The sequence below is a fragment of the Paenibacillus sp. Leaf72 genome (genome assembly GCF_001422685.1).
In the GTDB taxonomy this organism is placed as follows: Bacteria; Bacillota; Bacilli; order Paenibacillales; family Paenibacillaceae; genus Pristimantibacillus.
On the sequence record NZ_LMLV01000001.1, the window covers coordinates 2159044 to 2170975 of the forward strand.

Consider the following 11932-nt stretch of genomic DNA (forward strand, 5'->3'; position numbering starts at 1 on the left):
ATAACTGCACAAATCCTGATCACCGCAAGGCATGCAACTTTCTTCATTTGCTGCTCGTCTCCATATTAAGGGAGCCAAGAATAAGGAGGACACGAACACTTGAAACCTGCTAGAAGTAAACTTGCGGTTTGGATATCCAGCATCATGATAGGTATGATTTTATTCGGCGCGATCATCGGTGTTATAGCTCTAAATAAGAGCTTGGATATCCTCAATATGTTTAGAAACTTCACTTTGACCATCCATAATGAATCTGATCATGAGCTTGTAAGCGTTCAAGCAGGCATACTTTCCAGCGATGAGAAAGGCAATATTATTGAAACGGATTCCAAACAATTGTACAACGATTCCATCCCCAGCGGGGCCAAGAAGAAAATCACTCCCGATCTAAGCTTAACTGGCGAAGGAGGCATTTATCTTACATATACGGATGTCACTGGCGTTACACGTACAACCTCCGTATGCTCCTATACAGAAACCTTATCCGGCTCCTCAACGATTACGATTCATAATGAAACTGCCAAGGTAGAGGAGAAGTGCTACTAAGACGAAAAGTGCTTCTCTCAGCATCTCAACGTGAATAAAGCTGATGCTCATTATGGGCACCAGCTTCATTCGTGCAGCATTACCAGATTTAGCTGTGATCCTCTGAGCGGTTCCCATTACCAATTTCCCGAATCGGATTCCCGCCAACGAAGGCATGGGCTGGCACATCCTTGTAAACGACTGAGCCAGCGGCTACAACCGCATGATCGCCAATCGTAACGCCCGGCAAAATCGTCGTATTAGCGCCAATCATGACGTTCGCCCCTATTTTCACATCTCCAAGCCGGTATTCGCGAATTAAATATTCATGCGTAAGAATCGTCGTGTTGTATCCGATAATCGTATTATCCCCAACCTCAATCCGTTCCGGAAAAAAAACATCCACCATCACCATTAACGCGAAAGCGGTATGCTGACCGACCTTCATACCGAGCACACGGCGATAGATCATATTTTTGACCGGCAAAATCGGACAATAACGGGCCAGCTGAATGAATATGAAATTTCGAACCGCCTTAAAGCGGCTGACCGTGCGATAGACCTGCCAGAGCGCATTAGGTCCCTCTACCGGATAACGTTCGACATTACGCAATTTATCTCCGCTCCAATCCTGCGAAAGCGTACAGCTCCCGCATATCATCAATGACATACTGGGCACCAGAATCTCTAAGCAGCTGTGATCCCTTCATCGACCAGGCTACACCAACAGGCAAAGCGCCGGCCGCCTCAGCGGATAAAATATCGACCGAGCTGTCGCCCAGCATCAATGTCGTCGCCGGATCTGCACCAAGCGCAGCAATAGCCATGCTGACAGGCTCTGGATGAGGCTTCGGATTTGTGACGTCATCGATGGTCACGATCGTGTCGATATAGTCGCTCAAGCCGACATATTTCAAGCCTCGTTCTGTCGTCAGACGCATTTTCGTCGTTACAATCCCAATCTGGATGCCTTGTTCATGCAAATTTCTAATGACCTCTACAACATAGTCGAAAGGCTTAACATACTCATCATGCAGGCGAAGGTTTACTTCGCGATAAGCCGCTACCAGATGCGTAACATCCTCCAGCCCCGAAAACTGCTGCATTTGCATCGTCAAAGGCTGTCCCATGCTTGGAATAATATGCTCTCTGGAGAAATCCGCCGGAACGACGCCTTGCAGCGCATCCAGAAACGAGCGGATAATCAGTTCATTCGTATCGATAATGGTACCATCTAAATCAAACAGCATCGTTTTTATGTTGCCTAGCACATCTGTCTCCTCCTAAATCCGCTTTAATACTTCTCTATAAGCCTTACAAAAAGTCTTACAAAAACATAACGGCTACTGCCTTCAAGAAGGCAATAGCTCGTCTTATCTCCATTTAACTTCCGCCGTTATGCTTTTGGAACATCATCCGTTGCAATAGCCGCATGCTCCACCTTCGTGGAGACAATTGGATCGGAATAATGCTCTTTGGCAGCTCCTGTTTTGCGGCGAATAACGATAAACGCAATGGCGCCAACAATGAGCAGAAGCGCAAGCAGCTGTGAAATTCTCAGGTTGCCGTAAGCCGGGTCCAAGTAACCAGGCTGGAACAAAAACGTCATTGGCGACCAAAGAATGTCAACAAGGTTCACGAGCCAAGTAGGGCCATGGAAGGCCAGACTGTCCGTACGCACCATTTCAATGTAGAAACGGCCGAGGGAATACCAGATGAAATAGCTCGCCAGCAATTCACCCGCACGCAGGAAGCGCTGGCGGCGCAGCACGCAAAGTAGAATGATGCCTACAAGGCTCCACAGCGATTCATACAAAAAGGCCGGATGATGGAAGACGCCATTCACATTCATTTGATTCACAATAAAATTGGGCAGGTGCAGCGTATCACGCAGGAAGCTTTCCTCTACGGGACCGCCATATGCCTCCTGATTCATAAAGTTGCCCCAACGGCCAATCATTTGACCAGCAAGCAGCCCTGGAACGCACACATCGGCGAGTCTCAAGAAGCTGTAGCCCTTATAACGGAAGTAGAAGAACCCGCATAGAAAGGCACCGATCAGAGCGCCATAAATGGCTATGCCGCCCTCCCAAATTTTGAACACATCGAGCGGGTTCGCCTTATAATCTTCCCATTTGAAGGCAACATAATAAATTCGAGCACAAATAACGGCAGAAGGAACGCCAAGCAGCAGCATATCCATAAAGAAATCCGGCTTAATACCAAAGCGTTTGCCCTCTTGTATCGCCAGCAGCAAGCCTACCAAAGCAGCTGTGCCGAGAATAATGCCGTACCAACGTACAGTTAGGGGACCCAGTGAAAAAGCAATCGGGTCAATTAGCGATGTAAGCATCTTTTATTAGCTCCTTTATATCAATCGTAATCATCCGCATCTTCAGCAATCGTTTCCGTCAGCTTATTAGTAAACTGCAGCGCCGCATTATAGCCCATCCGCTTCAACCTGAAGTTCATAGCCGCCACCTCAATAATAACCGCAAGGTTCCGACCCGGTCTTACAGGCACGGTTACAAGCGGTACATCGGTATCAATGATACGCGTCTTCTCTTCATCCAGCCCCAGACGGTCATATTGCTTATCCTGCTGCCAATTCTCGAGCTTTATGACTAACGTAATCCGCTTCTGTGTACGTACGGCACCCGCGCCGAACAGCGTCATTACATTAATAATGCCCAAGCCGCGAATCTCCAGCAAATGACGGATCAATTCCGGTGCTGTGCCGTGAAGCTGGCTGTCAGACGTTTGTCTAATCTCAACCGCATCATCGGCAACGAGGCGATGCCCGCGTTTTACAAGCTCAAGCGCAGTTTCGCTCTTGCCGATACCGCTGCCGCCAGTGATGAGCATGCCCACCCCATAAACGTCTACCAGAACACCATGAATGGTTGCGGTAGGCGCAAGCTTTTTCTCCAGAAAATCCGTAATCCGGCTCGTTAAAATCGTAGTCGCCACATGGCTGCCAAGCACAGGAATATTTGTTTTATTCGAATAAGCAATCAGCTCATCCGGCGGTTCTAGTCCACGGGTCAAAATAATACAAGGCGTGTCTGAATGGCACAGACGCTCCATACGCAGCCTGCGCTCCTCGGACGTCAGCGTGCTGAGAAACGTAATTTCCGTTTTCCCTAACAGCTGCACCCGCTCACTCGGAAAATAATCAAAGTATCCGGCCATTTCAAGCCCCGGACGATACAGGTCATCAACCGTAATCGCACGCTTCAGGCCTTCCTCACCCGATATGATTTCCAACGAAAAATGCTGCACTAATTCTGATACTTTCACTTTCTTAGGCATAGCATGGCCTCCTTATATCACAACAGCGTATGTAAGCTAATTACCAATGACTTCATCGTATAGGAAAAAAGCGCCGAAAGCAATGTCTTCCCGCTTTCTGGCGCTCAAATTGACGCTCAAATGAATGATAAGATTCACTTATTTATTCCCAGTGGAATAACAAAGAGCTGTTGGACGAATCCAACAGCTCTCTTATGAAATCTATAATGGCTTTAGCAATTAGTTTTCGAAAATGTTAAGCTCGGACTCAGTGTCGAACAGGTGAACTTTGTTCATGTCCAGAGCAAGTTTAACTGTCAGGCCATCACGCAGAGCGGAACGTCCGTCTACACGTGCGATAACTGTGTCTGTGCCAATACCGTTCAGGTACAGGTACATTTCGTGACCCAGGTTCTCTGCAACTTCGATCGAAGCGTTAACGATCGTGTTAGGCGAAGCTTCCAGGAATACTGGCTCTTCATGAAGATCCTCTGGACGAATACCCAAGATTACATCTTTGCCGATGTAGCCTTTGGAACGAAGTGTAGCAGCTTTGCCTTCAGGCACAACTACATCTACGCCAGTCGATTTGAAGCGAACAGTACCGCCTTGATCCGTCAATGCACCTTTAATGAAGTTCATGGAAGGAGCACCGATGAAGCCAGCAACGAAAATGTTAACTGGGTGGTTGTAAAGCACTTCTGGAGAAGCTGTTTGTTGAATAAAGCCATCTTTCATAACAACAATGCGATCACCCATCGTCATAGCTTCGATTTGGTCATGCGTTACATAGATTGTTGTTGTTTCAAGACGTTTAGTCAGCTTGGAAATTTCAGCACGCATTTGACCACGAAGCTTCGCATCCAAGTTGGAAAGCGGCTCATCCATCAAGAATACTTGCGGCTCACGAACGATCGCACGACCAAGAGCGACACGTTGACGTTGACCACCGGAAAGAGCTTTCGGTTTACGGTCAAGCAAATGCTCGATATCTAGAATTTTAGCAGCTTCACGAACGCGTTTGTCGATGTCTGCTTTTTTGAATTTACGAAGTTTCAAACCAAAAGCCATGTTTTGGTATACGTTCATATGCGGGTAAAGAGCGTAAGATTGGAATACCATTGCGATATCGCGATCTTTAGGAGCTACGTCATTAACAAGACGCTCGCCGATAAACAATTTACCTTCGGAAATTTCTTCAAGACCTGCAATCATACGAAGAGTTGTCGATTTACCACAACCGGATGGACCTACAAGCACTAGAAATTCTTTGTCCTTGATATCTAAGTTAACGTCAGTTACCGATGCTTTATCAGAACCCGGGTATTTTTTGTAAATGCCTTCTAAACGTACGCCTGCCATGTGAATTTCCCCCTAAAAGAAATTTTCTTATAGGACTATCTTATCCCACATGCAGTCAGATGACTATGCACAAACTTTACAAAAAAACTAATGTCTTTTCGTAACTTTGTACAATAGCAATATAATTTTGACTAAGACGGCATCACGAAACTGTCGTACATCCAGCCCCGTCTCCTGTTTTAGCTTGTCCAAACGGTATAATAACGTATTGCGGTGGATATAAAGCTTCTTCGCGGTTTCGCTTACATTACAGTCCAGTGAGAAGAAGGTTTCGAGTGTAGCGAGCATTTCTGCCTCTACGAAAAGCTCCGTACGTTTTAGCGATTGCTCCAAATACCGGGCCCGCTGGCTCTCCGGTATACTATTCAGCAGGCGCTCCAGCTGCAAATTCCATGGAAAATGAATATTGCTCCCAACATGGAATTTTCGCCCCAAATTAATCGTTTCGCGCAGCGCAGCCGTCGTCTCTACGATACCCTTCGCCGGTCTGATCGGATGGGACACCGCCAGATGGCATTCGCCAATCCACTCGCTGGCAAGCATCTCATGCAGCCCCAGACAGATAGAAGCCAGATTATCCTCCACCGACTCTTCATCATCGTCATCAAACAGCTCTGAATCCGCTTCCTTAAGCAGCGATACCGGACCCCAGATAAGCCATTCCTGCTCTCGAAGCGGTATTAATAAAATTTCCTCAGCGAGAAAGGAACGCAGCAGCTTCTCCAGCTCCACGTACGCCGCTTGCTTTGTATTTGAATATTCCGTTACTAATAAAAAAGGAATCATATCCGCGAACAGCTTGCCACCCGCGGTTAAGTGATCCGGCATCGATTGCCCCGGCTCGCCTGTTTCGAACTGCTCCTGAATCCACTCGCCGATGCTGCGAGCTGTTTTCTCGCTTTCTGTCAGCTTGCCAGCCGCTTTATCTTGTGCTGGCCTCGTTTCATTCCAGCGCAGCATTAGGCTCAATAAATCCAGCGTACTCGCCTCAAAGCGGCTGCCCTCTATTTCCAAAACCTCTATTTCATGCTCCTCTACTCTGACGGCCACCCACATTTTATCCTCGCGTTGGACGCGTTGTCCTTCCAAAGCTAAGCTGCGCCCATGCTCCTCCGCCTGCAGATAGTGATTTTTCTCTGCTATATCATTCCATTCGGACAATTGCATTTTTACTAGACGAACTGGACAGTCCAAAATGCGCTCCAGCGGTTTCAACCATTCTGTCGTGCTCATTTTCTGCTATCTCCTATCGCAAGCCTCACGAATGAACGCTTTTTCTCGTCATTGTAACATATTGGTGGAGGGAATTCAGCCCATGACCAGCAAAATGATGATCGACAGCATAGAGAACAACGCCGCAATTAAATATAAAAAAGATACGGTTTGCACCTGGTTTAATCCCCATTTCATCAGCGCATGATGCGTATGCAACTTGTCCGCATGGTGCAATCCTTTGCCGCGAGCGAGCCGCCGCAGCATGACAATGGAAGTATCCATAATAGGCAAACCCAGCGCCAGTAACGGAACAAGCACTGTAATGAAGGTTGCCTTCTTAAAAGCCCCGTCTACTGCTACAACAGCGAGCGTATATCCAAGAAATGTGGCTCCCGCATCTCCCATAAAAATCCTTGCCGGATAAAAATTAAACAGCAGAAAGCCTAGGCATGCCCCGCCTACAATGGCCGCTAAAATTGCCGTCTCAGCTTGTCCTTTGACCAACGCAGTAATAAACAGCGTTATTGCCGATAACACGCATACGCCAGACGCCAGCCCATCAACCCCATCCATGAAATTAATCATGTTGATTAGAGCGAATATCCAGATTGACGTCCCAAGCCAAGCTACCCAATGCGGGAGAAAAAAGAACATCCCGGAAGCAGGGTTCGTCACCCCTGCGATTTGAATATGGAACCACAGCGGCAGCGTGGACACCACACCATAAACAAGTACTCTGGGCCAGACAGGAAAATCCCTTCCCTCCGCTTTAGCTTTATCATCTAATAAACCGATGGTGACAAGCACCGCGCCCCCAGCCGCAATCGTCCAGCTTAATGACGTCATCCCCTGAAAAGCAATAATCGTAACCGTACACGCCACATAAATCGCTATGCCACCGAGCAAGGGAATTGGTTGCCGATGAATTTTTCGCGCATTCGGCCGATCCATAATACCATATTGCAAGGCGAACCTTCTCACAATCGGAACCATTACACTTACAATCGCCAAACTTATAAAAGCCGCCAACCCATATATCATCTTAGACGGACCCCTTTGCATCGCTAATCAGCTTGTTTCCGCTTATTGTTCCCTAATGAGCAAAAAATCATGAACCGTTTTCGTAAATGTCATTGACGCCGAAAAGATTGGAATGTTAAGATTAAACAAAGTTATCATATCGGAATAAATATGTATATAATAGAGGAGCGATTTTCATGTCAACGATTGTCATCATTTCGGGCAGCCCGAATCCTGGTTCCCGTCTAACCGGCATTACCCAATATATCGAACAGCAGCTTAATAGCCAAAATGTAACGGTCAGCCATATTACAGTCGCTTCGCTGCCAGCGGAAGATCTGATTAACGCCCGTTTCGACAGCCCTGCCATTAAAGAAGCAACGGCCTTAGTAGAAGGTGCTGGCGCCGTCATTATCGCAAGTCCAGTCTATAAAGCCTCATTTACTGGTGTTCTTAAAACCTTCCTCGATCTATTGCCGCAAAAGGGCTTGGAAGGGAAAATCATTACGCCATTTTTCATCGGCGGTTCACTGGCCCATCTGCTATCCATTGATTACTCCCTGAAGCCTGTGCTTGCATCCATGGGTGCCAAGCATTTTGCCAGCGGTGTCTATGCGGTAGACTCTCAAATCGCCCGTGTTCAATTAGATGATGGTGCTGCCGGGTTTGAGCTAAATGACGAATTAAAGCTCCGTCTTGACGCGTCTCTAACTGAACTACAGGCCGAATTAAAGCTTCGATCCTAATAAAATTCGCACAAAAAAGGCTAGGTCATGGTGATTGCACCAATACCTAGCCTTTTATTCTCATATAAACAAAAAAAATTCACAGATTATTTTCTGTAAATTAGCTTTTAAAAAATGGTGAGTCATGTAGGATTCGAACCTACGACACCCTGATTAAAAGTCAGGTGCTCTACCAGCTGAGCTAATGACTCTCGATGTGAAAGAAATGGTGGAGGGCGATGGATTCGAACCACCGAACCCGAAGGAACAGATTTACAGTCTGCCGCGTTTAGCCACTTCGCTAGCCCTCCATAAAAATGGTGGCTCGGGACGGAATCGAACCGCCGACACGAGGATTTTCAGTCCTCTGCTCTACCGACTGAGCTACCGAGCCGTATAACGAAAAGAAAATGGCGGAGCTGACGAGATTCGAACTCGCGGTCTCCTGCGTGACAGGCAGGCATGTTAGGCCTCTACACCACAGCTCCATAAATTATTGCTTAAAAATTGGTTGCGGGGGCAGGATTTGAACCTGCGGCCTTCGGGTTATGAGCCCGACGAGCTACCGGGCTGCTCCACCCCGCGTCATTGTAAAACATATATGGTGGAGGCTGAGGGGATCGAACCCCCGACCCTCTGCTTGTAAGGCAGATGCTCTCCCAGCTGAGCTAAGCCTCCGAAAATATGGTAGCGGCGAAGGGGATCGAACCCCCGACCTCACGGGTATGAACCGTACGCTCTAGCCAGCTGAGCTACACCGCCACATTTTCCCGATAACTTACATTGCAGACCTCGGGATGTACTGCAATATCAACGTGAATTGCACGCTGAAAACTGGATGCGAAAGACAAAGTCTGAAACTTTAGCGTGTTGTTAGGATAAGCCCTCGACCGATTAGTATTCGTCAGCTGCACGCATTGCTGCGCTTCCACCCCGAACCTATCAACCTCGTCGTCTTCAAGGGGTCTTACTAAATTGGGAAATCTCATCTTGAGGGGGGCTTCGCGCTTAGATGCTTTCAGCGCTTATCCCGTCCGTACTTGGCTACCCAGCGGTGCTCCTGGCGGAACAACTGGTACACCAGCGGTACGTCCATCCCGGTCCTCTCGTACTAAGGACAGCTCCTCTCAAATTTCCTGCGCCCGCGACAGATAGGGACCGAACTGTCTCACGACGTTCTGAACCCAGCTCGCGTACCGCTTTAATGGGCGAACAGCCCAACCCTTGGGACCTACTTCAGCCCCAGGATGCGATGAGCCGACATCGAGGTGCCAAACCTCCCCGTCGATGTGGACTCTTGGGGGAGATAAGCCTGTTATCCCCAGGGTAGCTTTTATCCGTTGAGCGATGGCCCTTCCATTCGGTACCACCGGATCACTAAGCCCGACTTTCGTCCCTGCTCGACTTGTAGGTCTCGCAGTCAAGCTCCCTTATGCCTTTGCACTCTCCGAATGATTTCCAACCATTCTGAGGGAACCTTTGGGCGCCTCCGTTACATTTTAGGAGGCGACCGCCCCAGTCAAACTGTCCACCTGACACGGTCCCCGAACCAGTTTCATGGTCCTAGGTTAGAACTCCGATACGATCAGGGTGGTATCCCAACGTCGCCTCCACACAAGCTGGCGCTCATGCTTCAATGGCTCCCACCTATCCTGTACAGATCGTACCAAAGTTCAATATCAAGTTACAGTAAAGCTCCATGGGGTCTTTCCGTCTTGTCGCGGGTAACCTGCATCTTCACAGGTATTAAAATTTCACCGGATCTCTCGTTGAGACAGCGCCCAAGTCGTTACGCCATTCGTGCGGGTCAGAATTTACCTGACAAGGAATTTCGCTACCTTAGGACCGTTATAGTTACGGCCGCCGTTTACTGGGGCTTCGGTTCACAGCTTCGGGTTACCCCTAACCGCTCCCCTTAACCTTCCAGCACCGGGCAGGCGTCAGCCCGTATACTTCGCCTTACGGCTTCGCACAGACCTGTGTTTTTGCTAAACAGTCGCTTGGGCCTTTTCACTGCGACCCCCTCGGGCTATTCACCCTACCGAGGTACCCCTTCTCCCGAAGTTACGGGGTCATTTTGCCGAGTTCCTTAACGAGAGTTCTTCCGCGCGCCTTAGCATGCTCTGCTCGCCTACCTGTGTCGGTTTGCGGTACGGGCACCTTCACCTGGCTAGAGACTTTTCTCGGCAGCCGGAGTGCATGACCTTCGCTACTGTAATTTTCGCTCCCCATCACAGCCCAGCCTTACGATGAGCGGATTTGCCTACTCATCAGCCTCACTGCTTGGACGGACTATTCCATCAGTCCGCGTCACTGCCCTTCTGCGTCATCCCATTGCTCATAACGGTTTACGGTGGTACAGGAATTTGAACCTGTTGTCCTTCCACTACGCCTTTCGGCCTCGCGTTAGGTCCCGACTTACCCTGAGTGGACGAGCCTTCCTCAGGAACCCTTAGGCTTTCGGCGGACAAGATTCTCACTTGTCTTTTCGTTACTCATACCGGCATTCTCACTTGAATACAGTCCAGCACTCCTTACGGTATACCTTCAACCTATATTCAACGCTCCCCTACCCAAGTACCATKCGGTACATGTCATAGCTTCGGTGGTGTGTTTAGCCCCGTTACATTTTCGGCGCAGAGTCACTCGACCAGTGAGCTATTACGCACTCTTTAAATGGTGGCTGCTTCTAAGCCAACATCCTGGTTGTCTTTGCAACTCCACATCCTTTCCCACTTAACACACACTTGGGGACCTTAGCTGATGATCTGGGCTGTTTCCCTCTTGACAATGGATCTTAGCACTCACTGTCTGACTCCCGAGAAGCACGTCTATGGCATTCGGAGTTTGACTAGACTTGGTAACCCTTGGCGGGCCCCGCACCCAATCAGTGCTCTACCTCCACGACGTTCATACCTCGAGGCTAGCCCTAAAGCTATTTCGGGGAGAACCAGCTATCTCCGAGTTCGATTGGAATTTCTCCGCTACCCCCACCTCATCCCCGCACTTTTCAACGTGCGTGGGTTCGGGCCTCCAGTGCGTGTTACCGCACCTTCACCCTGGACAGGGGTAGATCACACGGTTTCGGGTCTACGACCACGTACTTATTCGCCCTATTCAGACTCGCTTTCGCTGCGGCTCCGTCTTCCCGACTTAACCTTGCACGTGAACGTAACTCGCCGGTTCATTCTACAAAAGGCACGCCATCACCCATAGATYGGGCTCTGACTTCTTGTAAGCGCACGGTTTCAGGTTCTTTTTCACTCCGCTTCCGCGGTGCTTTTCACCTTTCCCTCACGGTACTGCTTCACTATCGGTCACTAGGGAGTATTTAGCCTTGGCAGATGGTCCTGCCGGATTCCGACGGGGTTTCTCGTGTCCCGCCGTACTCAGGATCCGTCTCGGAGAGTGTGKGCTTTTGGCTACAGGGCTTTTACCTCTTATAGCGGGCCTTTCCAGACCTCTTCGCCTARCACACACCTTTGTAACTCCATGTGAGACGTCCTACAACCCCAAGGAGCAAGCTCCTTGGTTTGGGCTAATCCGCGTTCGCTCGCCGCTACTGACGGAATCACTTTTGTTTTCTCTTCCTCAGGGTACTTAGATGTTTCAGTTCCCCTGGTATGCCTCACYYTRACCTATGTATTCAGTYARRAGTAACTGTCCATTACGACAGCTGGGTTTCCCCATTCGGAAATCCCCGGATCAAAGCCTGCTTACGGCTCCCCGAGGCAGTATCGTTGTTCGCCACGTCCTTCTTCGGCTCCTAGTGCCTAGGCATCCTCCGTGCGCTC

At 48.9% G+C, this 11932-nt stretch carries 8 protein-coding genes, 7 tRNA genes, 1 rRNA gene and 1 pseudogene; 2 read left to right on the forward strand and 15 right to left on the reverse strand.

The window, feature by feature from the left end; genetic code table 11:
* The first annotated feature begins 99 nt into the window (after nt 1–99).
* A complete protein-coding gene (locus tag ASF12_RS09220) occupies nt 100–546 on the forward strand; it encodes a hypothetical protein (RefSeq protein WP_056032537.1) in 447 nt (148 codons plus the stop codon).
* 88 nt (nt 547–634) lie between these two features.
* On the opposite strand, the gene ASF12_RS09225 is transcribed toward ASF12_RS09220, so the two are convergent.
* From ASF12_RS09225 to ASF12_RS09255, 7 genes and pseudogenes are all read right to left on the reverse strand, one after another.
* Nucleotides 635–1138, reverse strand: a complete 504-nt coding sequence (locus ASF12_RS09225) for an acyltransferase (RefSeq protein ID WP_200931591.1) — start codon at nt 1136–1138, stop codon at nt 635–637.
* Between the two features lies 1 nt (nt 1139).
* Entirely contained in the window at nt 1140–1796 is a 657-nt protein-coding gene (gene ppaX / locus ASF12_RS09230; protein ID WP_235533086.1) for a pyrophosphatase PpaX, read from the reverse strand.
* 170 nt (nt 1797–1966) lie between these two features.
* A pseudogene (gene lgt / locus ASF12_RS09235) lies at nt 1967–2878 on the reverse strand (prolipoprotein diacylglyceryl transferase); the annotation flags it as partial.
* Between the two features lie 20 nt (nt 2879–2898).
* Nucleotides 2899–3837 (reverse strand): HPr(Ser) kinase/phosphatase, encoded by a 939-nt coding sequence (gene hprK / locus ASF12_RS09240; RefSeq protein WP_056032546.1) that lies wholly within the window; start codon nt 3835–3837, stop codon nt 2899–2901.
* Between the two features lie 219 nt (nt 3838–4056).
* Nucleotides 4057–5178 carry an ABC transporter ATP-binding protein gene (locus tag ASF12_RS09245; RefSeq protein WP_056032549.1) on the reverse strand — a complete coding sequence of 374 codons (1122 nt, stop codon included), beginning with the start codon at nt 5176–5178 and terminating at the stop codon, nt 4057–4059.
* Nucleotides 5179–5265: 87 nt separating this feature from the next.
* Nucleotides 5266–6411, reverse strand: coding sequence for a PucR family transcriptional regulator (locus tag ASF12_RS09250; RefSeq protein ID WP_056032552.1), 1146 nt, complete (start codon nt 6409–6411; stop codon nt 5266–5268).
* A 75-nt stretch (nt 6412–6486) separates the two neighbouring features.
* Nucleotides 6487–7434, reverse strand: a complete 948-nt coding sequence (locus ASF12_RS09255; RefSeq protein ID WP_056032554.1) for an MraY family glycosyltransferase — start codon at nt 7432–7434, stop codon at nt 6487–6489.
* A 176-nt stretch (nt 7435–7610) separates the two neighbouring features.
* Here ASF12_RS09255 and ssuE point away from each other — a divergent pair, with 176 nt between their 5' ends.
* The gene (gene ssuE, locus ASF12_RS09260; protein ID WP_056032560.1) at nt 7611–8159 is read left to right on the forward strand and encodes an NADPH-dependent FMN reductase; all 549 of its coding nucleotides are present in this window, start codon (nt 7611–7613) and stop codon (nt 8157–8159) included.
* A 115-nt stretch (nt 8160–8274) separates the two neighbouring features.
* Here ssuE and ASF12_RS09265 read toward each other — a convergent pair.
* The 8 genes from ASF12_RS09265 to ASF12_RS09300 all read right to left on the reverse strand — a co-directional run.
* Nucleotides 8275–8350 (reverse strand) — tRNA-Lys (locus ASF12_RS09265).
* Nucleotides 8351–8365: 15 nt separating this feature from the next.
* Nucleotides 8366–8449: transfer RNA gene (locus ASF12_RS09270), tRNA-Tyr, on the reverse strand.
* 7 nt (nt 8450–8456) lie between these two features.
* Nucleotides 8457–8532: transfer RNA gene (locus ASF12_RS09275), tRNA-Phe, on the reverse strand.
* 17 nt (nt 8533–8549) lie between these two features.
* Nucleotides 8550–8626, reverse strand: a tRNA-Asp gene (locus tag ASF12_RS09280).
* A 20-nt stretch (nt 8627–8646) separates the two neighbouring features.
* Nucleotides 8647–8723, reverse strand: a tRNA-Met gene (locus ASF12_RS09285).
* A 17-nt stretch (nt 8724–8740) separates the two neighbouring features.
* Nucleotides 8741–8816: transfer RNA gene (locus ASF12_RS09290), tRNA-Val, on the reverse strand.
* 7 nt (nt 8817–8823) lie between these two features.
* Nucleotides 8824–8900: transfer RNA gene (locus ASF12_RS09295), tRNA-Met, on the reverse strand.
* 112 nt (nt 8901–9012) lie between these two features.
* Nucleotides 9013–11932 (reverse strand): 23S ribosomal RNA (locus ASF12_RS09300); the annotation flags it as partial.

Excerpts from the sequence above, each read along its gene's own strand:
- ASF12_RS09245 (WP_056032549.1), bottom strand. The coding sequence starts at position 5,178 with ATGGCAGGCGTACGTTTAGAAGGCATTTACAAAAAATACCCGGGTTCT.
- hprK (WP_056032546.1), bottom strand. The coding sequence starts at position 3,837 with ATGCCTAAGAAAGTGAAAGTATCAGAATTAGTGCAGCATTTTTCGTTG.
- ssuE (WP_056032560.1), top strand. The coding sequence starts at position 7,611 with ATGTCAACGATTGTCATCATTTCGGGCAGCCCGAATCCTGGTTCCCGT.
- ASF12_RS09255 (WP_056032554.1), bottom strand. The coding sequence starts at position 7,434 with ATGATATATGGGTTGGCGGCTTTTATAAGTTTGGCGATTGTAAGTGTA.
- ASF12_RS09250 (WP_056032552.1), bottom strand. The coding sequence starts at position 6,411 with ATGAGCACGACAGAATGGTTGAAACCGCTGGAGCGCATTTTGGACTGT.